Annotated in this window: 19 protein-coding genes and 1 pseudogene; 8 read left to right on the plus strand and 12 right to left on the minus strand. The window is 64.7% G+C overall.

The genetic code is table 11. The annotated features are described in order from the left end of the window. Positions 1–13 precede the first annotated feature (13 nt). Complete coding sequence (locus tag K4G53_RS13975; protein ID WP_221386288.1) at positions 14–853, plus strand: SGNH/GDSL hydrolase family protein; 840 nt, start codon at positions 14–16, stop codon at positions 851–853. A gap of 58 nt (positions 854–911) precedes the next feature. Here K4G53_RS13975 and K4G53_RS13980 read toward each other — a convergent pair whose 3' ends face one another. The 7 genes from K4G53_RS13980 to K4G53_RS14010 form a co-directional block, all read right to left on the minus strand. After that, positions 912–2,261, minus strand: coding sequence for a glycoside hydrolase family 32 protein (locus K4G53_RS13980; protein WP_221386289.1), 1,350 nt, complete (start codon positions 2,259–2,261; stop codon positions 912–914). Between the two features lie 29 nt (positions 2,262–2,290). Beyond that, a complete protein-coding gene (locus K4G53_RS13985; RefSeq protein ID WP_221386290.1) occupies positions 2,291–3,655 on the minus strand; it encodes a glycoside hydrolase family 172 protein in 1,365 nt (454 codons plus the stop codon). A gap of 28 nt (positions 3,656–3,683) precedes the next feature. After that, positions 3,684–4,568: a carbohydrate ABC transporter permease gene (locus K4G53_RS13990; protein WP_221386291.1), complete on the minus strand. Its 885-nt coding sequence runs from the start codon at positions 4,566–4,568 to the stop codon at positions 3,684–3,686. After that, positions 4,561–5,511, minus strand: coding sequence for a carbohydrate ABC transporter permease (locus tag K4G53_RS13995; protein ID WP_221386292.1), 951 nt, complete (start codon positions 5,509–5,511; stop codon positions 4,561–4,563). Before K4G53_RS13995 ends, K4G53_RS13990 begins: the two co-directional genes overlap by 8 nt. Before the next feature lie 2 nt (positions 5,512–5,513). Further along, positions 5,514–6,818, minus strand: coding sequence for a sugar ABC transporter substrate-binding protein (locus tag K4G53_RS14000; protein ID WP_221386293.1), 1,305 nt, complete (start codon positions 6,816–6,818; stop codon positions 5,514–5,516). A 67-nt stretch (positions 6,819–6,885) separates the two neighbouring features. Continuing rightward, positions 6,886–7,902, minus strand: coding sequence for a LacI family DNA-binding transcriptional regulator (locus K4G53_RS14005; RefSeq protein ID WP_221386294.1), 1,017 nt, complete (start codon positions 7,900–7,902; stop codon positions 6,886–6,888). Between the two features lie 118 nt (positions 7,903–8,020). Next, complete coding sequence (locus K4G53_RS14010) at positions 8,021–9,025, minus strand: LacI family DNA-binding transcriptional regulator (protein WP_221386295.1); 1,005 nt, start codon at positions 9,023–9,025, stop codon at positions 8,021–8,023. Positions 9,026–9,549: 524 nt separating this feature from the next. On the opposite strand from K4G53_RS14010, the gene K4G53_RS14015 reads away from it, so the two are divergent. Then, a complete protein-coding gene (locus K4G53_RS14015) occupies positions 9,550–9,735 on the plus strand; it encodes a hypothetical protein (RefSeq protein ID WP_221386296.1) in 186 nt (61 codons plus the stop codon). Between the two features lie 50 nt (positions 9,736–9,785). On the opposite strand, the gene K4G53_RS14020 is transcribed toward K4G53_RS14015, so the two are convergent. From K4G53_RS14020 to K4G53_RS14030, 3 genes are all read right to left on the minus strand, one after another. After that, positions 9,786–11,474 (minus strand): ABC transporter substrate-binding protein, encoded by a 1,689-nt coding sequence (locus K4G53_RS14020; RefSeq protein WP_221386297.1) that lies wholly within the window; start codon positions 11,472–11,474, stop codon positions 9,786–9,788. A 947-nt stretch (positions 11,475–12,421) separates the two neighbouring features. Further along, a complete protein-coding gene (locus tag K4G53_RS14025; RefSeq protein ID WP_308287889.1) occupies positions 12,422–12,835 on the minus strand; it encodes an ABC transporter substrate-binding protein in 414 nt (137 codons plus the stop codon). Positions 12,836–13,835: 1,000 nt separating this feature from the next. After that, the gene (locus K4G53_RS14030; protein WP_221386299.1) at positions 13,836–14,114 is read right to left on the minus strand and encodes a hypothetical protein; all 279 of its coding nucleotides are present in this window, start codon (positions 14,112–14,114) and stop codon (positions 13,836–13,838) included. Between the two features lie 657 nt (positions 14,115–14,771). Here K4G53_RS14030 and K4G53_RS21540 point away from each other — a divergent pair. From K4G53_RS21540 to K4G53_RS14040, 3 genes and pseudogenes are all read left to right on the plus strand, one after another. Continuing rightward, a pseudogene (locus K4G53_RS21540) lies at positions 14,772–15,005 on the plus strand (winged helix-turn-helix domain-containing protein); the annotation flags it as partial. A gap of 54 nt (positions 15,006–15,059) precedes the next feature. Continuing rightward, on the plus strand, positions 15,060–17,723 hold the full coding sequence (locus tag K4G53_RS14035; RefSeq protein WP_308287890.1) for a BTAD domain-containing putative transcriptional regulator: 2,664 nt from the start codon (positions 15,060–15,062) through the stop codon (positions 17,721–17,723). Between the two features lie 335 nt (positions 17,724–18,058). After that, positions 18,059–19,528 carry an FAD-dependent monooxygenase gene (locus K4G53_RS14040; protein WP_221386301.1) on the plus strand — a complete coding sequence of 490 codons (1,470 nt, stop codon included), beginning with the start codon at positions 18,059–18,061 and terminating at the stop codon, positions 19,526–19,528. A gap of 78 nt (positions 19,529–19,606) precedes the next feature. On the opposite strand, the gene K4G53_RS14045 is transcribed toward K4G53_RS14040, so the two are convergent. Further along, positions 19,607–20,701: a glycerophosphodiester phosphodiesterase family protein gene (locus K4G53_RS14045; protein ID WP_221386302.1), complete on the minus strand. Its 1,095-nt coding sequence runs from the start codon at positions 20,699–20,701 to the stop codon at positions 19,607–19,609. A gap of 276 nt (positions 20,702–20,977) precedes the next feature. Here K4G53_RS14045 and K4G53_RS14050 point away from each other — a divergent pair, with 276 nt between their 5' ends. Then, a complete protein-coding gene (locus K4G53_RS14050) occupies positions 20,978–22,003 on the plus strand; it encodes a DUF6454 family protein (protein WP_221386303.1) in 1,026 nt (341 codons plus the stop codon). A 298-nt stretch (positions 22,004–22,301) separates the two neighbouring features. Here K4G53_RS14050 and K4G53_RS14055 read toward each other — a convergent pair whose 3' ends face one another. Next, on the minus strand, positions 22,302–23,039 hold the full coding sequence (locus K4G53_RS14055; RefSeq protein WP_221386304.1) for a GAF and ANTAR domain-containing protein: 738 nt from the start codon (positions 23,037–23,039) through the stop codon (positions 22,302–22,304). A gap of 143 nt (positions 23,040–23,182) precedes the next feature. Here K4G53_RS14055 and K4G53_RS14060 point away from each other — a divergent pair, with 143 nt between their 5' ends. Together K4G53_RS14060 and K4G53_RS14065 are read left to right on the plus strand one after the other, a co-directional pair. Beyond that, positions 23,183–24,358, plus strand: a complete 1,176-nt coding sequence (locus K4G53_RS14060) for an acyltransferase (protein WP_221386305.1) — start codon at positions 23,183–23,185, stop codon at positions 24,356–24,358. Between the two features lie 130 nt (positions 24,359–24,488). After that, entirely contained in the window at positions 24,489–25,934 is a 1,446-nt protein-coding gene (locus K4G53_RS14065) for an HNH endonuclease signature motif containing protein (protein WP_221386306.1), read from the plus strand. Positions 25,935–26,033 lie beyond the last annotated feature (99 nt).

The following is a 26,033-nucleotide window of genomic DNA, read 5'->3' on the forward strand; positions in this document are numbered from 1 at the left end:
GTAGGATGTGCCGGTGACGAGGAACGGCGGGCGCCCCCGCATCGAGGCGCGGGAGTGGATCAAGTACGCTGCCCTCATAGTGTTGGCAGCCGCGGCGTTCGCGGTGGCAGCGCTCGCCCTGATGGGCCCGCCCGCAGTGGACGACGCCCGTCCTGCACCGGCCGGCCCCTTGGCGGCCACGCCTACTGCTTCTGCTTCCCCTACTGCCGCGGCCACCGCTGCTGCTACCGCCACCGCCACGGCACCACCCGTGCGGATCGAGTTGCCGGCCGACCCCGTGCTCCTGATCCTGGGGGATTCCTACACTTTCGGAGACGGTGCAGCCCGGCCGGACCAGGGGTGGGCGTACCTCGTTGCAAGGAAGCTGGGGTATCCCGCCACCATCGACGGAGTGGGCGGCACCGGGTTCGCCTGGGGCGGCGGCGCCCAGGACGAGCTGGGCGGCGAATACGAGACCCGGTTGCGGAAGATCGCGGCCAACCCGGCGTTCGTGCCCAACGTCCTGATCCTGCAGGGCGGGCAGAACGATTCCCAGCTTGGTAACCCGGATGAGGTCCGGGTTGCCACCACGCAGACCATCGAGGCGGCCCGCCGGTTCTGGCCCGGCGTGCAGGTGGTGGTCATGGGGCCGTCGGCGCCCCAGCCCCTCGCCGAGGAACTGCGCGGCGTGAACAGCGCCGTCCGGGCAGGTGCCGCGGCCGCCAATGCTCCGTACATCGATGCGATCGAGGCCGGCTGGTTCACCAGTGCCAACAGTCCCGGCTTCGACTTCGACGGCGCCCATCCCAACAGCGCCGGCCACGCCTACATCGCCAGCAGGTTCCTGGAATCCTGGGCCACCCTGACCCGCTAGGCCCGGGCGCGCGCTGCGCCACAAGTTCTACGAGCCTGTGAAGTCCGCGGCTGTGGGGTCAGGGCTGTCCCGCCAGTGCGGCTTCCTGGTCGACACCCGCACTCCCGGCTGGCTGCGGCGGGATGAGGCCGGGGCCGGGTTCGCCAAGGGCGTCGGTTACGGTCACCATTAGTGGAGCCGCAACGAGGGGAAGTGGGACCGCCATGATGCCCTGGCGGCCGGAAATCTCCAGCACACCAGCGTCGATGATGACGCGGACTTCGGATTCCGCGGCAACCGGGAAGAACACGTCCGTGAAGTCCGCATTCCCGGCTGCTGACACCTCCAGCCCCTCCCCGTCATGCCGGAGCGTTGCCAGGGGCCCGTCCGCGGTGGCCAGGCTGATGACCGTCCCGGCGGCGACGACGCAGCGCAGGTCCGCGCCGCCGTCGAGCACTGACTCAAAGCGGCCGTCCAGCTGCTCCAGCCGCGCGGGTTGCGTGTACTTGGCGAGGTCAGCGTGCGGGGTTGCAATCAGGGTGTCCCCATCCAGGGTGAGGGTGTGCGGAACGCTGAGCGCGCTGGCCCACTGCCCCTCGGGGCTGATGACGCCGCGGACCCAGAAGATCAGCGACGGTGCGCCGTCCTTGTCCCGGAAGAACGAGGGGGCGTAGTAGCTCTTGCCGTAAGTGAGCTGTCCCCACGAGCGCGCGGTGAACCGGCCGTCGGAGTAAGTGCCCACGCCGTAGGCCACGTAGTGCAGGACGTCATCTTCCCAGATGGAGGTGACCAGGACGTGCGAGCCGTCGATCTCGAACAGCTGCGGGCATTCCCACATGGTCCCGGTCCATACAGGCGCCGTCTCCGTGCCGGAGCGCTGGGCCGCGATCCCGTCCAGGGTCCACTGTGCCAGGTCCTGTGAACTGTAGGACACTGCGGCGGCCGTGCCACCTTCCAGCCCGGCGCCGACGAACATCCGCCACTGGCCGCCATCGCGGAACACGAATGGATCCCGATAGGCCACCACGCCCAGGTCCGGCGCGGTCATCAGCTTGCCGCCTTTGGTCCAGCTGCTCCAGGAGTCGTCGTCCGGCGTGGCCGTCCTGACCGTTCCGATGCCGATGTCCGGCTCGGTCACGGAGGTGTAGAACATGGTTGCGGCGCCGTCGGTGTCCGTCACGATGGAACCCGACCAGACGCCGTCGTCCCCGTCACCAGGGGCGACGGCGATGCCCTGCTCCGTCCACGCGATCATGTCCGGGGAAGTGGAATGTCCCCAGTGGCAGTTGGACGCCCATGTGGTGCGGCCGGGGACGTACTGGTAGAAGAGGTGGTACTGGCCGTCCTTCCACGTGACGCCCAGGGGATCGTTGATCCACCCCTCGGCGGCGGTGAAGTGGAAGGCGGGCCGCAGTTCTTGCGCGTTCATGCTGATCCTCGTTGTGGTGGGTGAATTGGTCAGGAGGCCGGGACGCTGTTGGCGGCGTGGAACCGTTGCCGGATGTCCCGCGCTTGTTCGGCGTTGGCCTTCTCCCACTGGTCGATTTCCGCCTGGCGCTCCCTCCGGACTGCATCGCGCGCCTCCGTGAACTTCCGCATCCGCTCGGCGGAGGCATCCCGTGCCGCCTGCTGGGCGGGGGTCAGGTCCGGGAGCGGGAGCTCTTCCACCTGGTCGCGGGGGCGCAGGGGCAGGCGGTCCTGGACGGCGTCGATGTCCAGGACGGGGGAGGGGAGAGTCTGGTACCAGTAGGCGGTGGAGGACCAGTCGTCGGAGAGATGGTTGGCGTGGCCGTGCTCGAACGTGACCTTGATGCGCTTCTGGAAGCGGATGGGATCGGTCATGTGGAAGCGGTAGCTGTGGTGGAAGCCGGGCACATTTTCCTCGTGGACCATGGTGCCGTTCATCAGGAACGCGTTGTGCTGCATGCCCCAGGCGTGGCCGAAGTAGTCTTCCATGCCGGTTCCGTGCAGGCTGGGAGGCCAGGTGTCATCGTCGATGAAGATCATGTCATCGCCTTCGCCCCACCAGGAGCCCTGGAAGTGGCGGACGGCCAGGTTGCAGCCGACATAATGGCCTCGTCCCTCGGTTTCGAGGACCACGTAGTTGTCCTCGCCCGTGAGGTTGGGGATGGCCACTTCGATGCTGTTGGTCTGCAGGTCAGGGCCCCAGCCGGCGTTGGGCTTCTGGCGCCGCCAGTGCGCGTGGAAGTAGGCGGTGTCCTCGGGCAGCGGCTCGGTGTAGAGCTCGTAGTCAATGTAGAAGTACTGCAGGTAGGGGATATCGTTCTGGTTCTCCACCACAATCCGTGCCCGTGAGTTGAACGGCATCTCGAAGTAGCTGTTGAACGCTGCGCTGCCACCGAAGGTGTTCAGTTCCGGCTCCTTGGCCGAGACGGAGAGCGGCAGGGAATCGTAGGAGCCGGACAGGGAATTCAGCAGGCCGAAGAAGTCGCCCAGGGGTGCGATGACGCTCGGGGTCTCCTGGTCATCCCAGTACATTTTCAGCACGATCTTCCGGTAGTAGTCCGGGTCCACCACCTCCCAGCTGACGCCCAGGGCGTTGTGGATTTCCAGCATCGGCACACCCACCAGTTCCGGTGAGATCTGGCCGGGCCCGGGCTGGATCCGGCAGGACTGGGTCATCCAGATGTGGGTGATGGCGCCGGGGCCTTCGAGGTCTGCCAGGACCCGTTCCTCGCCGGGCATGATGATCCAGTTGTCCCGGTTGCGGCCGGTCTGGTCCCAGCTGGAGGCGCGGGCCGTGCGGGCGGTGGAGAGCTTGGTCAGGCTGGAGAGCAGGCCGGAGCGCGTTGATGTAGCCAAGATGGTGCCTTTCTCAAAGTATTGGTGTTTAGCCCTTGACAGCGGACTGGGTCAGGCTGGCGATGATCCAGCGCTGGGCCACAAGGAAGACGATCAGTGCCGGTGCGATGGCGATGGTGGTGGCCGCCATCACTTGGGCCACGTTGCCGGCACCGTACGGGCCGAGCATCAGGACCAGGGCCAGCGGGAGGGTGGCGGTGTCCGTGCTGTTGAGGAAGATGGACGGGGCGAAGTACGCGTTCCAACTGCCCAGGAACGTGATGACGCCCAGGGTGCTGACCGCGTTCTTGGCCAGCGGCAGCGCGATCAGCCGGTACGTTTGCCAGGCCGTGGCGCCGTCCATGCGGGCGGCGTCGATGATTTCCTGCGGCAGGCCCAGGAAGAACTGCCGCAGCAGGAACACTCCCAGGGCCCCGGTGATGCCGGGCAGGATCAGGCTGAGGGGGTTGTCCAGCAGTCCGAAGGTCCGCATGAGCAGGAACAGCGGGATGATTGTCACCTGTGCCGGCACCATCAGCGAGGACAGCAGTCCCACGAAGATGGAGTTGCGGCCGGGGAACTGCAGCTTGGCGAACGCGTAGCCGGCCATGGGCGCGGTGATGATCATGCCCACGCTGACCGCGATGGCGATCACCGCGCTGTTGAACATATTCCGCAGGATGGGGACCGGCCCGCTGACGGCGCCGGCGTAGTTGCCCCAGTCCCATTCGGTGGGCAGCCACTGCGGCGGCAGGTCGTAGGCGTGGCTGGCGTCCCGCAGCGAGGTGGTGAACATCCAGAGGAACGGGGCCACCATGCCAATGGCGCCCAGGACAAGCAGCCCGACCGAAATGGACTTCCCGACGCCGGCGCGCCGCCGCCGTCGTACATCCTGTCCTTGGACAGTGCGGGAGGGGAGGACGGCGTTACTCATTGTTCACCCATGACTTCCGAAGGCGGAACTGCACCATAGTCACCAGCATGATGATGAGGAACAGCGTGACAGCGATGGCAGAGGCATAGCCCATGTCGAACTTGTTGAATGCCACCTCGGCGATGTACATCACCACACTGCGGCTGGCGTCACCCGGGCCGCCGCGGGTGAGCACAATGATCGATTCGTAGATCTGGAACGCACCGATGATGGTGATGGTGATGTTGAAGAAGGTCGCCTGGCTGATCATCGGCAGGATGATGCGGTGAAAGACCTGCCACTCGCTGGCCCCGTCCATCCTCGCGGCCTCCATCATGTCCTTGGGCACTTCCTGCAGGGCGGCGACGAAGATCAGCATGGCGAACCCAACATTCCGCCAGGTGTCCACGATGATCACCGAGACCTTGGAGAACTCGGAGCTGTTAAGCCAGTCGATCCGCTCCCCGCCCATGGCAGTGAGGTAGTAGTTCAGGATCCCCGTGTCCTTCTGGAAGAGCGCCTGCCAGATGATGGACACGTACACCAGCGCCACCAGGTACGGGAAGAAGTACGCCGAGCGGAACACGTACGTAAGGGCCCGGGGGAGCCGCTGGTTGATCAGCACGGCGAACAGTAGCGCGAAGCCGTTGATGAGGACGACGGCGGCCGTGACGTACACGAGCGTGTTGCCGTAGGTGGTGGCCAGGCGTTCGTCCCGGAACATCCGGATGTAGTTGTCGAGGCCGATGAACTTCGGTGCGGTGAGGATGTTGTACTTGGTGAGGCTCAGGTACAGGGCCGCGATGAGGGGGCCCAGGACGAAGACCAGGAACCCGATGACCGTGGGTGCCGTGAACAGGTAGCCTGTGAGGGCTTCCCGGCGGCGGGCGGTGCTTTGGGGCCCGGGGCGGCCCCCGCGCCCGGAGGCGGGCGCGGGCGGCACCGCGGTTTTTGGGGCGGTCATTGTCATTGCTGCAACGCCTCCTCTACATCCTTTTGCGCCTTCTCCAGTGATGCGCCGATGTCCTGGCCGGACATAATCTCGTCCATGGCCCGCATGAACGCCGGGTCCAGTACGTTGTAGGCGCGCGGTGCGGCCACGGGCTTGGCGTAGGAGAGGGAGTTGTAGAACTCTTCCGCATGCTCGGGCGAAGCCAGGAACTCCGGCGATGAGGCGGCCGTCTTGGTTGACGGAACGGCTGCACCGGCGTCAGCCCATTTCTTCTGGGTCTGCTGGTCGGTGAGCATCTTGATGAACTCCCAGGAAAGTTCCTGGTTTTTGGACGACTTGGAGACGGCGAAGGCGCCGGCGCCGAAGACCGTGGACTTGGTGGTTCCCTTGGGCCAGGGGAGGATGTCGTAGTCGCTGAAGCCGGCCTTTTCGAAGCCTCCCGTGACGAAGTGCCCGGCGCCTGTCATGGCTGCCTTTCCTGCCGGGAACAGCTGGTAGGGGTCCGAGCCCTTGGGCTGGGGGGAGACGCCATACTTGGTGACCAGGTCGCGGACCCAGCTAACTGTTTCCTTCACCTTGTCATCGGTGAGCTGGGCAGTCTTTAGGTCATCGCTCATCACGGAGGTGCCATTGGAGTACAGCCAGGGGGTGATGCCGAAGGAGTAGTACGGCATGGCGAACCCGTACACCTTGTCGGCACCGGAACCGGTGGTCAGCTTTTTGGAAATCTCAAGGAACTCATCCCAGGTCCAGTCGTCACTGGGACGTTCGATGCCGGCGGCTTTGAACATCTTGGTGTTGTAGTAAATGACCATGGTGTTGAACGTGTTGGGCATGAGGTAGGTAGACCCGTCCTTGCTGAAGCCTTCCAGCAGTTTGGGATCAATATCATCGCGGAGGGCCTTGGCCTCCGGATCGTTCTTGAGGAAGCCGTCCAGGGGAGTGAAGAGGTCGTTGGCCAGGCCCAGTTCCACACCTTCGGTGGCGATATTGATAACGTCCGGTGCCTGGCCCGCGGCCGCCTGGGTGACCAGCTTGTTGACGTATTCGGTCCAGGTGGTGATGGGGGTGAAGTTGTTGTTCACCGTGACGTTCGGGTATTTCTCCTTGAAGCGTTCCGCCACGCTGTCGTAGACGGCTTTGTCGCCGGGGTCGCCCCAGTTGGAGACGGTGATGGTGGTGGTGATGTCCTTGGACGGTGCCGCATAAGGGCCGTCGGCTGCCGGGGCTGTTGTTTGTGCTCCGCCCCCGCAAGCGGTGAGGGCCAGCGCTGCGGCGGTGGCCGCCGCAGCGAGGGTGGTGCGGACTGTGTTTCTCATGGAATGCTCCTTTGCATGCTGCGCCGGGGAGGTGCTTGATGGGATGCGGTTGGGGTACATGTTGCTGCTAGCTGGTGGTGCCCGTGGAAAGCCGGAACTCGATCCGGGACTCGAGCCGGAGGACCTGCGGGGGAGCGGAGGGCTTATCCAGACGCCGCAAGAGTAAGCTCACCGCGCTTTCGCCCAGCTGGAACGCTGGCTGGCGGACGGTGGTGATCTGGGGCTGGAACAGGTCCGAGTAGGTGAACCCGTCGAACGTGGCGAAGGCGATGTCTCCAGGCACCCGTAGGCCCTCCCTCTGGACTGCCCGGAGCGCACCCGCCGCCAGCAGCGTGCTGCAGGCGAGGATCGCCGTCGGACGTTCTGCCGGGTCTGCCAGCAATGGGCGGACCCGGTCGAACGAGGCTGCCGCAGTGGCCGTGCCCTCGCAGAGCAGGGCGTCCTGTGCGTCCAGTCCCTGCGCCTGCATGGCGGTGAGGAAGCCGTCATAACGCTCGCGGAGGGAGGAAACCCGCAGGTCGCCCGACACCAGCAGTATCCGCCGGTGCCCTTGGGCGGTCAGGTGTTCAACCAGGGACTTCATGGCGGCGTGGTTGTTGACGCCCACTTGGTCCACGGTGTCCTGCCCGTCCAGATCTGCCAGCCGGTCCAGCAGGACCAAGGGCTTTTGCTCCTCGCGGATCCGCTGCAGCAGGCCGGCATGTGAACCTGCTGCGCGGGCGAGGATGAGACCGTCGACCCGCCGGTCCAGGAGGGCTTCCACTGCCGAGTTTTCCCGTGCGGGGTCTTCCGCCGAGTTGGCCAGGAGCAGGGAGAGTCCGTTCTGTGCTGCGGCCTCCTCGACGCCGTGCACCATGTCCGCGAACGCCGGTTCGCCCGCGTCGGAAACCACCAGGCCGATGGAATCCGTTCGTGCGCGGCGCATGGACCTGGCCAGAACGTCCCGGCGGTAGCCGGTGGCCTTCACGGCGTGCATAACGCGCTCTTTGGTCTCGGGCTCGACGTGCCGGGTTTCGTTGAGGACATGCGAAACAGTGGACGTCGAAACGCCGGCAAGAGATGCGACATCAATGATGGTTGCCACTGCTCCTCCTTAGCGAAACGATTGCGCGAACGTTTCGATGGTAGGCGCAAACGTTTCGATGTGCAATGGATCACGTGAAAGTTCTTGTCCGCCGGCTTGTGCGGCGGCGCGGCGCCGCCTAGGCGGGCGTTGGTGCTCCGGTGGAGGCGCGATATTCGATGGTGGGCGCCAGTCGCACCGTGGAGGGCTCTCGCGACTTGTCCGCGATGCGCTTGGCGAGGAGCTCGGCAGCCGTGGCTCCAACCTGGAAGGCCGGCTGACGGACGGTGGTGAGCTGGGGTTCGAATAGATCCGCGTAGGCGAAGCCGTCGAAAGTGGCGAAGGCAATGTCGTCCGGCATTCGGAGGCCGCGCTGCTGTACCTGCCTAAGGGCAGCGGCCGCGAGGACTGTGCTGCAGGCGATGACTGCTGTTGGTGGCTTCACGGCGGCCAGGGCTTTGCTGATGCCGGCCTCAATCTTCTGTTGGTCCTCGGCTACCACGGTTAGTTGCTTCCCGGCGGGGGTCCCGGCTGCCTCCATGGCTTCGATAAAGGCCTCGTGCCGTTCCTGCAGGGTAGCCACGCGGACGTCCCCAACGACCAGGAGGATCCGTTCGTGGCCCTGGCTCGTGAGGTGCTGCACCAGTTCGTTGATGGGTTCCCGGTTCTCCACGCCCACTTGGTCGTAGGGTTCGTCGAAGAGCCGGTCCATCAGGACCAGGGGAGTGTCCTGGTCCTGAAATTCGGCAAGGGCTCCTGGGCCGGAGCCGGCTGCGCGGGCCAGGATGATGCCGTCCACCCGGCGCTCCAGGAGGGCCTGGACGGCGCGGGCCTCACGCTGCGGGTCCTCCGCGGAGTTGGCCAGCAACAAGGTGACGCCCTGGCGTGCTGCTTCTTCTTCGACACCGCGGATCATTTCGGCGAAAGCCGGCTCGCCGCCGTCGGACACTATCAGGCCGATGCTGTCAGTCCGTGAGCGCCGCATGGCCCGGGCCAGTGCGTCCTGCCTGTAGGACGTTTCCTCGATGGCCTTGAGGACCTTCTGCCGCGTTTCGTCATTGACATGCCGGGTGCCGTTGAGGACGTGCGAGACGGTGGAGATGGATACGCCCGCAAGCTTGGCAACTTTTACCATCGTCGTCATCGTCGCCGTCCTCGGAGAATCGTTTGCGCGAACGTTTCGCGCCGCCTCCGCCAGTTTACAGATAGGCCACAGTGCGATGGTTGGCAACTGCATTTCAAATGCTGTGGCATCCTGCGTTTCCTGACGGCCCAACCGAGGACCAAACCAGTCTCTATCCGATATGTGGGGGCCGATGGCTTTTTTGCGAATCGACGCTGATCCGCTGGCCTCCGCCATCGGCCCCTGGTCTGTATGGAATGTGGAAGCGCTTGGCGGCGCCGTTGCGTGACGCCGCCAAGCGGTTGAGACCATCGGTTTTATCCGACGTAGGCCCGGGGTAACTGGGACCCAGATTCCCAGGTGCATCTCGTGCGCTCCGTGCCTTCATGCATCACTGTGGAGGCCCTCGCTCAACAACAGCGCCACTTACCGTCAAGAATTGATCAAGACTCACGAAAATTTGTGGCGCTCCGTCTTTTTTCTGCAGCCCGGGCGAGTGCCGTAACCTTGTAGCGATTACCGGTCTCACAAAAAGGGTCAGAACCTTGGCAAACACTGCTTCGCAGGCGCCCACGCTCGGCACGCTCGAAAACATCGGCTGGACCAGCCTGTCCATCGGCATCGCCGCCGTGCTGCTTCCGGCGATCGGCCTGAAGGCCCTGTCGAAGGCCGTCTTCCCCAAGGCCTTCAAGCCGGCGCCGGCCGAGGAACGCCACTACCTCATCCAGTAACGTCACCGGTGTGGCCGCGTGCCGCCGTCGTACGCGTCCGGCAGCCGGTGTCACCTGGCCTTGACGTTGAAGTAGCGGATGACCCCGTTCCAGCCTGTCTCGGCGGCCAGGACGTTGTTGCTCCACACCACCGGCTGGTTGTTGTACCAAAGCGGCAACGCGGGCAGCTCCCTGAAGAGGACTTCCTGCGCCTGGTTGAACTTGGCGTTGGCCTGTGCCGGGTCGGTTGACCGGAGGCCTTCCTCCAGGAGCTGGTCAAACTCGGGGTACGAAAACTTCTCGAGGTTGGCAGATGCCCCCGTGCTCCACTCGAGGCCCAGGAAGTTGTACAGCGAGGGGTAGTCGCCCTGCCAGGCGGTGCTCGTCAGGCCGGGGAGCGACTGTGACAGGCGCAGGTCCAGAAGATCCGCGAATCTGGGAAGTGCATTGACCTCGGTCCTGATGCCCAGGTGGTTCTCCACACCCTTGGCGACGGCATCGACCCACTCCTTGTTGCCGCCGTCGGTGTTCGTGGTGAAACTGAGTGGTTTCGTGGCGTCGTACGGCTTCAGCGCTTCTGCCTGCGCCCAGAGCTTTTGGGCCTTCTCGGCGTCGAACTTCAGGACGTCGTTACCTGGAATGGAGTCCGAGTAGCCGTCGAGCACCGGCGACGTGAACTCCGTGGCCGGCGTGCGGGTGCCGTTGAAAACCACCCTCGTGATCTCTTCCCGGTTGACGGCGTGGGATAGCGACTGGCGGCGCAGCCTCCCTGCTTCGCCCTGGAAGTTCGCGTTGTAGGGCGGAATGACCAGGGCTGCGTTCACGGCCACCGCTTTGGCGGCATTCCGGTTTTGGAAGTCGCTCTTGTAGGTCTTGAGTGCGTTGGCGGGAAGGATGTCACTGATGTCCAGGTTGTCTGCCTGCAGGTCCGTGTAGGCGGGGCCGGGGTCGGTGTAGAACTTGAAGGTTACCCCGCCGTTCTGCGCGGCGCGGGGGCCGCTGTAATCGGGGTTTTTGACCAGGGAGATGGACTGGTCATGCACCCAGGCTCCCTCCTTCTCCATGGCGTACGGGCCGTTGCCCACCGGGTTTTCCCCGAACTTCTTCGGGTCCGTGAGCGCCTGGGATGGCAGCGGGTAGAAAGCGGAGTAGCCCAACCGCAGCGACCAGTCAGCCTCGGGACGGACCAGCTTGACCGTGAGGGTTTCGTCATCTTTGACCCTCAACCCTGACATGGTCTGCGCCGTCGGGGCGGGGGAGGAGGTGGTGGTGCCGTCCGGGGCTGTGGTTTCGTTGACGGCGCCGACGTCGGCATAGCCTTCGATGGATGAGAAGAATGAGCCGTTGTTTTGGAGGTTCGTGCTGAGCGCCGCGAAGTTCCAGGAATCGACGAAGGTCCGGGCTGTGATGGCCTCACCGTTGGTGAACTTGGCGCCGGGCTTGATCCTGATGGTCCAGTTCTGCGAGTCCGCGGTTTCGATGGACTCTGCCAGCGCATTGACGGGTTTGCCATTTGAGTCGTAGGCACGCAGGCCCTCGAACAATAGCTCGACCACGCGCAGGCCGCCTGATTCATTGGTGGCCCCGGGCAGCAGCGGGTGTTGCGGTTCACTGCCATACGCGGTGATGACCTTGGCGGGGTTGCTTCCCGTTGGCTCGCCACCGCCTTTGACGCCCGTAGTGCCATCGCATCCGGCCACGACCAAGGCGGCAGTAATGGCAATGGTGACTCGGACTTTGGCAGCGCGCGAAAAACGCATTCCGCCTCCTACCAGTCGATGGGCCCGTCCGCTGTTCGGCAACGGCGCCGGCAACGGCGCGTAAAGGGCTTTCAACCTATGACTGGGCGGGATGCTGCCCTAGGGCCAAAAGGCCCGCGGGTACCCCCTTCTTTGGTGGTGCTTGTTGCGGAGGAGTTCCAGCGCGACAGGGGTGTGATTCAGGCCGTGGCATCCAGGGGAGAAGGGGTACCCCTGTACAAGCGCATTCTGGTAATTCCCGCCCCCGTATGACCGACGCAGTCGCCGGTGCCAACTTCATTGTCGGTGGCCCCTTCTCAGGCGGAGCGGAAGCGGCCTCCTTCTACTGTCGCTCCCTGTCGCGTCGTACCAGGGAGAGTTGACTATCCGCCTGGCCATGCAGACCACGGCCAAACCAGCTCCTGACACCATGATGAAGGGAGCGGCCCCTGACCAGCTCTTCCCCTGCAACCACGGCGGCATTGGAGGAATCCGTCATAGGCCGGCGGCGAAACCGCATCAGGCCTGAAACCAAAGACCGGGTTATGGGCGGTAGGGCCGAAATCGTTATGCCATTCCGGCCGCGCGTCCTGGAGCTTCGAGCCTCTGGCCGGGATGAAGGCAGTTCACCCAGGGCCACCCGCAGGATTTCAACTTCCAGTCCGCACAGGAGGGGCACGTCATGGATAAACGCATCCAACTCCAGAAGATCCGCGTTTCCTCCGCAGGACCGGTACCGGCGCCATAGGTCTTCCACAGAAAATTCGCCTGAGTCGATCAAGAAGGTTGCTCTTGGACGAGGATCGGCATACATGATCTTGGCCTTCCGGACGGGGCTAGCCGTAGAACTTGTTTTTGACCACGCTGATACGTGAAGCCTGAGGAATTTTAGCGAGGCGGGCGGCCCAACGTGGGCCACCCGCCTCGTTCAGCAGCTGGAAGATCAAGGCCAGCCGCCGGTTTATGGGTTACAGGCCGAGCAGTCGGTTCAGCAGGGTGGCAAGACTGTTCAGGCTGATTCCGCCGTCCAACAGGCCGGCAACCGAGCACAGCAGGTTGCCGAGCAGGTTACCCGCGCCGGACTGTGCAGTGATATTCAGAACGACTTGGTTCAGGTCTACGACCAGGCCCAGGACATCCAGGTGCAACGGCCCAAGCACCAGGCTGAGAATGTCACACGTTCCGGTGGGCGTCGTTGTTGCGGACAGCACCGTCGTCGTGAGCGACTGGCTGATCTGCGTTGTGGCGCCACTGACGGATGTGAAGGTACCGGACAGCAAACCCGTGACTGCCAGTTGGCCGTTCTGGGTGGTAAAGCCAGTCGGGGTGAAGGTGCCGACAAACCTGCCGACACCGGCGATGGTCTGGTCAATATTAGCCACGCCGACTAGCTGCTGAGAGGCTTGCGTCGCGGCTGCAGGTGCAGTCGGCGTCACTGCCGAGGCAGGTGCTGCGACTCCCAGGAACATGGCCCCGGAGAGGGCGACTGTGGTTACGGAAGCTAAAGCTCGTGTTCGCATTTTAGGTGTTCCTTTCAGCGCCACCTTGGCGCATGAACCCCCGGATGCCCCACCCCCATGCGGAAACCCCGGCGGGAACTGTTTGATTTGTCAGGTCTTAAGACCCTTGCGGGCCCCTGTGCGGTGATGTAAATCACTTTCCTTACATCTCAAAAATATTAGTAAGCATACTGAGCAGTCAACCCTTTCCGAGTGTAAAGGCTCACTTTAAGAGAGTTGAGGTAGCTGGGTGCCCTTAAGTGCTCGTTCAGTCCCCTGCCCCCGGATGCCAGGCCTGCCATTAATCGGGGTGCTACTGCGTTCCCAGCTGCTCACGCCACGCTGGAGCGGGCAAGTTTATCCTCAGTCCAAGAGTCGATCCGCGGCTCGGATCAACCTGGCCGGACGCAGCGTATTCATACGCTAACGCCCGCTAATAGCTGAAGAGCCACCACAAGCCCCACTGAAGATCGGGTTCACGCCTCACATCCCACCCTCGACAGACCACTTCTCGAAGGGGGCAAAATTTGGGTGCCATAGTCTTCGGGTCGATGATTCTGATGGTTGGCATCGGTGCACTTCAAGGAGATAAAGGCGGAACAAGTGTCCTGCTGTCGACCATCCTGGCCCTACTCGTGAACATGTCGGTGCGCCATTTTCCATTCACCTACGGCGGTGGATCTGCGTTTGCATTCATGGGCGGCTCACCGTTTACCAGGGTCGGGCTATATCCCAAATGTCAGTTCCCCCGCAGCCTAAAGCGGTCGACATGCAGCATACGTTGCCACTATTCATCGCCGCCGTTCACAAGGGAAGTTCCCTGCGCGAGCCGGGAGGTTCGCGTAGGGAACTTCTGCATTCTTTTGCCGGAGGCCCGGATTTGTTAGCTCCGGTACACCTTGCCCGCGGCGAACGCGTTGGCCATCATGCGGGAGTTGGCACCGAGAAGGTCCCCAGCCTGCTGCAGGCCGCGGATTTCGTCCTCGCTGTACGGCACCGCAATGGGGGCTGCCAGGGGTTCGCTCCACCCCTCAGCTGTTGTGGCAGCCTGGGCGGGGGCAGCGAGCATGCCCGCCGAAATATAGGCTGCGGCAGCGGCTGCGACGGCGAGGGGCAGCTTCCCCTGTCGTGCTCCATCAGACCGTTTGGTTTCTGCGGACACTGGCTGGGTATTGTGCCCGGTGGTGCGATGGTGTCCTTTAAGCGTGAACAACGTACTGCTCCTTTCATGCGATGCCGCCCACGGGGACGGCTGGTTTTCCTGAGCGTTTTCGTTCAGGCGTTCGCCGGTTTGGCGAAGAATGTGCCGATTGGCAGGTGGTTGCGGTCCTGCGGAAAGCGGCGGTCACTTCCGGCAGTCAGGCCAGAGGTCTTCCGCCCAGTTCCTGCGCTCCGGAGCTGATGCGGGCTGCCAGCAGGGCCGTTGGCGGAAGATTTCCGGCCCACCTTCAACCCGGCCCGGTAATGGTTGGTGATGGACGCGATGTGGGGCTTCTATCCGCTTCATGATCAGGCTCTCCTTTGGATGCCCGGCCTACACAGGGGGGCTGCTGGGTCTCGGTGCTTTGATGACTCAAGAATCCCGCCGGGGGCTTAATTGATCCTTAATCCCTGGGAGCCGACTACTGTTCGTACTCCTTTAGGCTCGATGCCCACGAATTTCGGACGGGCGATAAATGGGGCTACCCAATTCGTGGCTGCAAGGTGGAACACGGTTGTCCGGCGGGGCATCATGAGAAAAGCGACAGAGTGTTGGCGCCTGGTACAGATGCCTCTTTTGGTCTGACACGGGCGCCCAGCCGGTGAGAGGTGCTGTCCGATGGGGTTGCTGTGGATACGAGCCCTGGGTCCGCTGGAAATCATCGCGGACGGATCTCCTGTCGCCCTTGCTGCCCGTCAGCAGCGGATTGTCCTGGAGTGTCTCGCACTGAGGGCAAATTGCCTTGTGACATCCGACTTCCTGGCCGAGGCTGTGTGGGCGAATACCGCGCCCGCGAAACCGGCCGCGCAGTTACAGGTATACGTCGCTAATCTAAGGCGCCTGTTGGAGCCCGGCCGGCCCAAAGGGGGTCCGTCCCGGCGCATAGTGAGCCGCCCTGGCGGTTACGTGCTGAAGGTGGAGGAGGATGAGCTGGATCTGCTGAGGTTCCGAGCCTTCGTGGAAGCAGGTGGCCTTTCGGTGGAAGCAGGTGATTTGCCTGGAGGGGCCGATAATCTGCGTCAGGCAATAAGGCTGTTCCGGGCGCCAGCCTTTCCTGATCTCGTCGACCTCGAACTGCTGCGGGCGGATCTGGATGAGCTGGAAGAACAGCGGTTGGACGCTTATCAGGACCTGATTGATGTGGAGCTCGCGCTTGGCCGGCATGACGAGTTGGTGGCCGAGCTGCAGCTGTTGGTGACCCAGCAGCCATACCGGGAACGGCTGTGGGCCTCGCTCGTGTTGGCCCTGTACCGCTCTGACCGACAGGGGGAGGCGTTGGCAGCCTGTCGCAGGGCCCGCCGCGTGTTCCTGGATGATTTAGGCATTGACCCCGGTCCACACCTGAAAAAGCTCGAACGGGCGGTGCTGCAACAGGACCCTTCGCTTGCAGCCCCCGTCGCTGATGGGCACCGCAGGACAAAGCATCGGCTGGACAATCTTCCAGCCGAGCTGACGCCGCTTATAGGGCGCGACGCTGAATTGGACGCGCTGCGCTCCCTGTACGAGGTTGAAGCCTGCAGACTGGTAACCATAACCGGACCGGGAGGGACCGGTAAGACTCGTCTGGCATTGGCTGCAGCGAAGCACATGGGCCCTAAGATGGCCGACGGTGTCTGTTGGGTCAGTCTTGCGCCCTTAACGCAGGCCCAGCAAGTTCCCGCCGCGATAGCCGCAGCACTTGGATTGGAAGAGTGGGCAGGTTCTGATCCAATGCAGGCCTCGAGGCGTTTCCTGCGCTCTCATCGAATACTGATGGCAATGGACAATTTCGAACACCTGGAGGAGGCATGGCCGACTGTCCAAGACTTGCTTACTGCCGCGCCTGGCCTGCGCCTTCTGGCCACCAGCCGGCGGCCTCTTGGACTTCGTGCCGAATACGAATATGAGCTCGCGCCGCTTGCCCTGCCTCCGTTGGACCCTCCGCTTCCACTGCACGAGCTGGAGAAAGTGCCAGCCGTGCAACTCTTCGCGACACGTGCCCGTGCGGTCCGTCCTCTTTTCCGGCTCGGCAGCAACAATGCCATGGTTGTAGCCCGGATATCCCGCCTCGTGGATGGTCTCCCATTGGCGATCGAACTGGCCGCAGCGCAATTGCGGTACCGCGACGAGCAGACGCTGCTGGCCGATTTGGAGGTCAGTCTTACTGCGCTTCCCGCTGCATTCCGCGATCTTCCACAGCGCCAGCGGACCCTCGCCGCGACCATTGACTGGAGCTACCAGCTTCTTGATGAGTCAGCGCGGCAGCTTTTCACCCAGCTCGGAGTCTTCGCCGGTGATCCTACAGTGAAAGCAGTTGACAGCATCTGCAGATCAGCCGGGGAAGGAGAGGCAGCAACCGCCGATTTACTGGCAGTACTCGAGCATCACAGCCTTCTCCGTCGATACACCGATTCCGCCGGAGAACGCCGCGTGTCGATGCTTCATTCGATCCGGGAGTTCGCACGCGACCGACTCACATTAGACGGCGGGTCACGGGTAATTCAATATCGTCATGCCGAGTTCTTCCTCGCCGTGGCTGAGGCTGCCAGCCCGCAACTCTGGGGGCAAGACCAAGCCGAGACTTTCCAGCTGCTCCACGCGGATGCCCCCGATCTCCGCGCTGCCTTGGCCTGGGCTGCAGGACCTTACGGTTCCTCGAACCTGGCGCTGCGGCTCGTCGGACACTTGTGGCGCTACTGGGAACTCACGGGAGATGTAGCCGTTGAGTGCGAGATCGCTCTAAACCTAGTAAACAATGCCCCGGATGCTCCGGCCGCGCTCCAAGGTCCCGCACTTAGTGGGACCGCCACCCTTTGTTGGTTGCTCGGCCGTCACGACGAAGCCGCGGACCTCCACGAACGGTCCCGCCAGGCATTCTTGGCCGCGGGAAACAGCCAAGGTGTCGCGTGGGCGACCATGTGCCTGGCGACGCAGGCCGCTGAGCAGGACGATGCAGTTACCGCTCGTCACCTTGCGGAAGAAGCACTCTCCCTCCCGGAGGCCAGCCCCCACACGCGCGTCGCCTGTCTCATCACCTTGAGTCTGCTTGCGTTCTACTCAGGCGACCTCGCCCGCTCCTTGGACCTTTGCCGGGAGTGCGTGGAACTTGCCCGCCCGCTCGGTGATAACGCCCTCCTCGCGAATACCTTGTTGAATCTGGCGGACGGCATGCAGAAGGCCGGTAACTATGACGAAGCGGAAGGTCTTCTGTATGAGGCAACCGAACGGGCACTTGAACTCGGTGGCCAAGGCCACCTCGTAGCTTTCGTCGAGTCCCTGGCGGCAGTGAACCTTGAACAACGCCGGACCGGGCAGGCCATCCGCCTGTTGGCGGCCGCGGATGCGCACCGCACAGAATTCGCGGTTCCCCTTTTTGCAGCCGAGCAACGACGTATCGAATCGCTTATCACCAAGGCGCGCTCCGAAGCAGGACCGGTCACTTTTGGTCTCGAATGGGCGGCCGGGCAAGCACTGACCCTCCGGCAGATCCTTCGTGAGGTCCTGCACAACAAGCAAGAAAGAAAACCGGAGACACGGGCAGATCAGTCGGTACCTGCGGCAGGTTCCCGCAATGCGGCACCATGGAGTTGAGGCCCGGGCAAAGTCATGCCGCCGTCCTGCCAACTTTTTTGCCCAGCCCTCTTCACTGGGCCGGGCCGGGCTATTAAAGTGGTGTGCGTCATAGTCCGGATGGGCGCCGGGGGGCGTCCGGGAAGGGGGAGTGCATCACCACTGACCATTGCCAGAAGACAAATGACCACTACGTTGAAAGCCCCTCCTAGGAGGGGCTTTCCCTTTGCCTTTATACCGATAGGGCGCGCGTAGCCCCCCTCTATTTCCAAGGTACCTCGCCGCGGGGGCCTTGCCGCAAGGCCCCCGGTTCCCCGCATACTTGCAGGCGGAAACGGAACGAAGCGGGGGCGCACATGCATGACGTGGTGATCGTGGGGAGCGGGCCCACCGGCTTGATGCTCGCCGGGGAGCTGAAGCTGGCGGGGGTGGACGCCGCGGTGCTCGAACGGCGGGACACCCAGGACCTGGCGGGCTCGCGCGGCGGCGGAATCCACTCCCGCACCATCGAACTGCTGGACCAGCGCGGCATCGCCGGCCGGTTCCTCGCCGAGGGGAAAACCGTGCAGACCGCCACGTTCGGCAGCACGCAGCTTGACCTGTCCGGGCTGCCCACGCGCCACCCGTACACGCTGGCGCTGTTCCAGAACCACATCGAGCGGCTGCTGCTGGAATGGGTGGAGGAGCTGGGCGTGCGCATCAGCCGCGGCGCGGAGGTCACGGGGGTTGCAGCGGACGACGACGGCGTGGATGTCCAGCGTGCGTCCGGCGGCCCCGTGCGCGGCCGCTACGTTGTGGGCGCCGACGGCGGGCGCAGTGAAGTCCGGCGTTCCGCCGGCATCGCCTTCACGGGCCCGGATGCCACGCGCAGCAGCCTCATCGCCGAGGTGAAGGCGGCAGGGGAACCGGAGCAGCAGGGGAAGGTGGACGCCCGCGGCGTCCACGGGCTGTACCCGATGGGGGACGGCACGGTCCGGGTCGTGGTGACCGAGGCCGTGCTCGGTCCCGCCACTGAACCCACGCTCGAGGACCTGCGCCGGGAGTTGGTGGAAGTGTTCGGCACCGACTTCGGCGTGCACAGCCCCACCTGGCTCTCGCGGTTCACCGACGCCACCCGCCAGGCCGGGGCCTACCGGAAAGGCCGCATCCTGCTGGCCGGGGACGCAGCCCACGTCCACTCGCCCACCGGCGGGCTGGGCATCGGCCTGGGACTGCAGGACGCCGTCAACCTCGGTTGGAAGCTGGGGCAGGTGGTCCGCGGCATCGCAGGGGAGGAGCTACTGGACACCTACCACGCGGAGCGCCATCCTGCCGGGGCGCGGGCGCTCCAGTACACCATGGCGCAGTCGCTTTTCCAGAAGGCCGACCCCCGCCAGGAAGCACTGCGCGACCTGCTGGACGAGGTGCTCCGCGTCGACGGTGCGGGAACGCCCATCGCTGCGCTGGTCACCGGGCTGGACGTGGCCTACGGGCACGGGATGCCCGGGCACCCCGTGCCCGCACATCCCCTGCTGGGACGGCGGATGCCGGACCTTGACCTCGCCACCGCCGGCGGACCCGTCCGCGTCTTCGAACTGCTGCACCAGGCCCGGCCCGTGCTGCTTAAGTTCGGCGGCCCGGCACTGGACCTGGGCGCTTGGGCCGGCCGGGTCCGGCACGTAGCGGCAACGTACGACGGCGCGTGGCAGCTTCCGGTGCTGGGCACCGTGGCCGCGCCGACCGCCGTCGTGGTCCGGCCCGACGGCTACGTGGCCTGGGTGGGCGAGGGCTCCGCCGGGGGTCTGGGCGAAGCCCTCGCCACCTGGTTTGGGGCCGGCGCCGGCTGAAGCCAGCGGCCAGCTTAAACGGGACCGGCCGGAGACGCCGATGGTTCCGGATTCACTGGCGCGGGCCCGGCACGTCCCTTAGTTTGCTGCCGCTGCCGATGCCGAAGCGCCAGGCTCCAGCGTGTACTGCTTGGGCAGCTTCAGCGACCGCTCAGCCATGACCTCGCGCAAGCGGTTGGGGTAATCGGTGATGAGGCCGTCCACGCCCGCGTCCATCAAGGCGCGCATAGTGGGCTTGTCATCCACGGTCCAGGGGAGGACCTGCATGCCCTTGGCGTGGGCGCGCGTCACCATATCGGCCGTCACGTAGGGGACGTACCCGGGATCGGTGACCTTGCCGTTCTGCGGCGTGCCGTGGACCGGGGAGATGGCGTCGAAGCCGAGGGACGCTGCGGCGTCGACCAGGTCTCCGCCGAAGTCGTCGGCGTCGATGCCGCCCAGCCAGGGTGAGGCGCCGGGCTGTCCAGCCTGCAGGAAGTCCTTGTTGGTCAGGGCCACCGTGCGGATCCCCGGCTGGCGTTCCTTCACCAGGCGCAGGGAGCCCCAGTCAAAGCTCTGGATGGAGACCCGCTCCGCCATCTGGGCGGCGTTGATCTCGCGCAGCGCAACGTCAACGAACTGTTCCCTTGGCGCGGTCTGCTCCGGGGCCCCTGCCTCCACCTTGGTCTCGATGTTGAACTTGACCTGGCTGGCCCGGTACTGCCTGGCCAGGTCGAACACCTCAGCCAGGGTGGGCATCTTTGCGCCCGGGGAAGCCTGCTGGCCGGGGAACTGCGGCAGCGTGAGGGAGCCGCAGTCCAGGCTGCGGACCTGCTCGAACGTAAGGTCCTTGATGTACTTCCCCACGTACGGGAATGCGGGGTCACCCGGGATGACGGGCGCCGTGTCCTGGCATTTCTGCCCGCTGATCTTGCGGTCGTGCGTAATGACCTCGCGTCCGTCCTTGGTGATCTGCAGGTCCAGCTCGAGGGTGGAAACGCCCGTCTCCATTCCCTTGGCGAAGGATGCCAGGGTGGACTCCACGGTCAGGCCGATGCCGCCGCGGTGCGCCTCAAGGTCAAAGTGGTTTGCGGTGCCGTTGGGGTTGGTGTCGGCGGCGTGCGCGGGGAGGGATGTTCCCAAAGCCATGCCGGTACACACGGCGGCTGCGGTCAGCAGCTTTGCATACTTCATCAGATTGTCTCCAGATTGGGGGAGGGAGGGGCCCGGTTGGGCCCTCGCCACTGTTGCCATCTGCGGAAACGGCCCGGCGAAGGCCGGGCAGACTCTTCATGACCGGGAAGTGAACGGCGGATGCGAGCCTTCGAGGTGCGGTTTCCATTCAGGGGCCGGGGTTACGGGCGGGTGCGCTATAACGCCACCTGGCGTTCACCTGCCTGCCGGAAGCGGTTAATTACCGGCAAGTAACTTGGCGCTGTCTTGTGCAGACCCCAACCTGAGAGGCTCCCCATGGGCTCGTCCACTACCCGCCACGTCCTCACGGCCGCCGCCGCCGTCATCCTGGCTGCGTCAGCAGTTGGCGGCACCGCCGCCGCCCAGGCAACAGGCGGCAACAGCCGCCCCGTCGCCAGCCCGGACCCGGGAGTCCACCACGAAACTGATACCGCGCTCGCTGACGCGTTCAACGCCGTCGACCGCAACACAGCCTGGCAGCAGACCTCCAAGCTGAAACTCAACTTCCCCACGTACCACACCGAGGGAATCGCCTACAGCCAGGACCATATCTTCCTCTCGGCCGTACAGATCACCGAACCCACCGTGAAGTACCCCGCACCGCAGGGCGGGTACGACCGTACGGCCGGCAAGGGCGTCGGACACCTGTTCGTCATGGACAAGGCCGGCAACCTGCAGAAGGACATCATCCTGGGCGAAGGCGACATGTACCACCCGGGCGGCATCGACTTCGACGGCACCAACGTCTGGGTCCCCGTAGCCCAGTACCGGCCGAACAGCAGCGCCATCATCTATAAGGTCGATGCAGCCACGCTGGACGTCCACAAGCAGTTCGAGGTCCAGGACCACTTCGGCGGTATCGTGCTGGACAAGCAGACCGGCCACCTAGTGGGTAACACCTGGGGCTCGCGGCGGTTCGCCGAATGGGACCTCCAGGGCAAGGAGCTGGCCACGTGGGAGAACCCGAACTACTTCATCGACTACCAGGACTGCCAGTACGTCCCCAACGCCAAAATGCTCTGCGCCGGCGTGACCAATCTTCCGCAGACCCCGGCAGCCGGCGGCACGGCAGCCACCTACGAACTGGGCGGCATGGCGATGATCGACCTGAAGTCCCACGAGGTGGCCCGCGAGGTCCCGTTCCAGAAATGGTCCACCGCCGGGCACGTGGCCACGCGCAACCCGTTCAAAATGACGGCCGACGGCGGGCACCTCACCATGACGGTGGCCCCGGACAACGGCGAGGAAGGCAACGGCACCGAAATCCTCACGTACGAAGCCGACGTGGCTCCGCGGCGGTAACACCCCACAAGGACCGGTAGCAGATTCCCGCAAAAGAAAACAGGGCCTTCGGGGCTGTCAGTCCTGGAAGTAATCCTGTTAAACTGGCCCGGGTCATGCAGACGGCCGTTGGATGCCGTCATCGGAGCCTCTTCCCGCCGCCAATGCCGCAGCAAGCACCCCTTCCCCGGCGCGCATCCGCCTTCCAAGCCGACGCGGATGCGGCCCAAGGGACTTGCCCTTTTTCGGGGGTGGGCCGCATCCCGTCTTCCTCTCCGGGGGCCAGCAGCGTGGCTGGCCCCCGGACCCGACCGGGCCTTCAGTCCTCGAAATGGGCTTCAGGGTCCGCTGAACCGGGGAAGCGGTCCACGACGGCCTGGGCGAGGTCATGGAGTTTTTGGTTCCGGGTGCTGGAAGCACTGCGGAGAAGATCGAAAGCCGCATCCTTGCTGCAATGGTTCTGGGCCATGATGATCCCGCATGCCAGGTCAATCACCGTCCTGGTGTCCATCGCCGCCTTAAGATTCTGGGCGCGCTGGTCCGCCGACGCGATCCGGACAGCGAGGCGTAGCGCCTTTCCTGCCATCTCCGCGAACCTCATCCCGTCGGCGACTGCCTGTTCGCTGAAGAGCCCGCTCCTGGGAGCGAAGAAATCCAAGACGGCCCCGGACTCGTCCCCAAGGTCCATGGGAATCCCCAACGCACTGGCGATGCCTGCGGCCGAGAGGGCACTGCGGTACTCCGGCCATCGCGAGTCCGATGAGACGTCACCGAGAAGAACGGGAAGGCCGCTTTCCAAGGCCTCTACGCAGGGCCCGTCTCCCAGGTTCTGTTCAATCCGGTCCAGCAGCACTGCCTCGGCGCTGCTGCCTCCGATAGTGGCGGTGCGCCTGCGCCGGTGAAGGGTAACGGCGCATTCAATCTGCGCTCCCGTGGTGGCGGACATGGTGGCCGCGGCGAAGGTGGTCAGCCCGTCGAGGACGGATTTAATGTCCTCAGTGCCGGCGATCAGGTCAACGAGGCTCTCGAAGTCGTCTGCCATGTCTTGGTCCACCATGAGTTCAATCTAGAAGCGGCGGGATGCCGCAGCAAGGCACGGTGGGAACCCCGGCTGCCAGCCTTCATCCAGCCTTCGCCCAGCGCAGTTATGGAAACGTTATATATGCTTGTTGAGTGGTTCTTAGGTCAAGCAGTGGAAATTTGTCAGTTTCGGAACGTCCGGCAGCACCCCAAAACCCGCTCATCTCCGGGCGGAAGCACGCCCTGGACGGGCTCCGCACCGTCGCCGTCGCCGGCGTCTTCCTCTTCCATACGGCCACCGAACTGGTGCCGGGAGGATCGATCGGCGTGGACGTGTTCTTCACCCTCAGTGGCTTCGTGATCACCCTGCTGATCATGAAGGAGCGGCTCGCGACGGGCCGGCTGAACCTCCGCATCTTCTATGCCAAGCGCTTGGCCCGGCTCTGGCCGGCCCTGCTGTTCCTCTGCGCGGTGATCCTCGCCGTCGGCCTCGTGTTCCCGGCCTCCGGCTGGGGCGGGCAGGCCGGCTTCATCCTGCCCGCGGCCGCCTACGTCATGAACCTGGCGCACTTTGGCGCGTTCGGCCAGTCCATCCAGGGGGAAACCCTCGGTCCCACCTGGACCCTCGCCGTCGAAGAGCAGTTCTACCTGCTGTGGCCCCTGCTCCTGCTGGCTATGCTCCGGTTCTGGAAGATCCGCACCGTTGCGTTTGCCACGCTGGCCTTGGCCGCGGCCTTTCTGCTGGAACGGTTCGTGCTGGTCATGTCCGGCGCGCCGCTGAACCGCCTGTACAACGGGCCGGACACCCGGGCGGACGAGCTCCTGATCGGCTGCGCCCTCGCACTCCTGTTCACCGCCCTCCGGGATGGCTCACGCCTGCACCGCGTCCTGCAGTGGATCGCCCGCTGGGGTGCCCCGCTCGCGGCCGCTACCTTGGTGGCCGCGGTGTTCCTGTTCAAGGAACCGGAATCCTCGAACGCCTGGTTCAACACCTTCTGGACCGTCGGGCCCACCGTCCTTGCCCTGCTGGCAGCGCTGCTGATCGGCTCGCTGGTCCTGCAGCCGGCGGGCTTTATGGGACGTATCCTCAGCCATCCGTGGCTCGCCCGGCCCGGCCGCGATCTCTCCTACGGCATGTACCTCTGGCACATTCCGGTGTACCTCCTGCTGATGCGCCTCGTCCCGGACGTGCCCCTGCGCATCGCGCTCTCCGCCGCCGCGACCGTGCTGGTGGCCTATGCCTCCTTCCGCCTGGTGGAGCTGCCGCTGCGCCGCTGGGCCAACAAGAAGCTGGACGCCGCCGTCGTACCCCGCGTCAGCGAGCGTGCAAAGGCCCCTGTGGCAGTTTCCAGCTAAGCCGGCTTCCAGCTAAGCCGGCCGAAAGGACGGCGCGCGGGCAGGCCTTCCCGCATCATGGGGGCCTTCCAGTTCATTGACGACTGGCGCTACCTGCCACAATGTCAGACCCTCCCCTGATGATTGGTTTATGGGGAAAGCAGCGGTGGCCAAGGCTTATGCGGATATCAGGGCTGCCCTTGCTGTGCTTCAAGCGGAGGCGGATGGGGCCGGTCCGGAGGCGTTTTCGGCGTCTGATCCGTTGGCTGGTTTGGCGGATGGTTGCTTGGATATTCTTGCCGGGGCCCGTGAGGTGGAGGCGGGGTTCGCTGGTTTGAAGGCGAAGGCCGCTGTGACGTACGCGGAGAGCGCCCACGCTGTTGCCGGGCCCGATGCGCCGGTCCAGGCGCAGGAGATGGCTGTAGCGGCGGAGATCGGGTGTGTGTTGGCTCTGGGGCCGCGGGCCGCGTCGTCGTTCCTGGCCGCGTCCCACGTCCTTGCCACTACGCTGCCCAGAACCTTTGCGGCCCTGGAGGCCGGGGCCCTGTCCTGGCAGCATGCCCTGGCCATGGTCGACGAAACGGCGAGTCTTGATGCTGCCAGTGCCGGCGCGCTGGAGGCCCATTTCCTGGACCCTGACGCTCCGGACCCTGCCAGGGGATGCCCGGTGGGGCAGATGCCAGCACACCGGTTCAGGGGCAAGGCCCGGACGTGGCGGGAACGTCATCATGCCGAGAGCATCGAAATCCGCCATGCCAAGGGGGTAGCGGATCGGCGGGTGGAATTCCGGCCGGACGATAACGGCATGGCCTGGCTCTCCGCCTACCTGCGTGCCGATCAGGCGTTGGCGGGCTGGAACCGGCTGACCGCGGCCGCCCGGAGCATGCAGGGCCCGGACGAACACCGCAGCATGCCCCAGCTCCGCGCTGACACGTTCGCTGAGGCGGTTCTGGGCAACAGGAGCCCCGCCGGTGTTACCGACGCGGACGGCAGTGGAGCTGGCCTGTCCTCGCGGATCCGCGCCCAGGTCCTGGTCACCGTCCCGGTGTCCTCGCTGACGGGCCAGACGGACGAGCCGGCCATGCTGGACGGCTACGGACCGATCCCGGCGTCCATGGCCCGGCAGTTGGTCGCCAACGGCGCCCACTCGTTCTACCGGGTACTCGTGGATCCCCGGGACGGAGCGCCGCTCGAGATCGGCCGGACAAGCTACCGGGTGACCAAAGCCATGCGGGCCTGGCTGCGGATGCGCGACGGCAAATGCCCGTTCCCGGGGTGCAGCAACAACTCCCTGGACAACGACGCCGACCATATCCTTGCCTGGGCCAACGGCGGCACTACCGGGATCTCGAACCTGGGACAGCCCTGCCGCAAACACCACAGGCTCCGCCACACCACCGGCTGGACACCCACTCCGGCCAGCAAACACGAGCCACCCGGCTGGCTTTCACCCACCGGCCGGCACTACATCAGTGAACTCCAGGACTGGGAACCGCCCTGGTGGCCACCCGGCGTCCAGCCGCAGGCGGGAGACCCGCCGGACTTCACCGGGCAGTCCCTAGGAGAAAGGGCCCTGGAACGATTCCTGCACGGGTAGATGCTTCCTGTGCGCGTAGACGGGGGGAACGAGGCATTCGTCGGCGCCCTGTCCGGGGTTCCGTCCGCCTCCGGTCCGGGGTGCTGGCTGCTGCCCGAC

It is taken from the genome of Arthrobacter sp. MAHUQ-56, assembly GCF_019710585.1.
GTDB lineage: Bacteria > Actinomycetota > Actinomycetes > Actinomycetales > Micrococcaceae > Arthrobacter.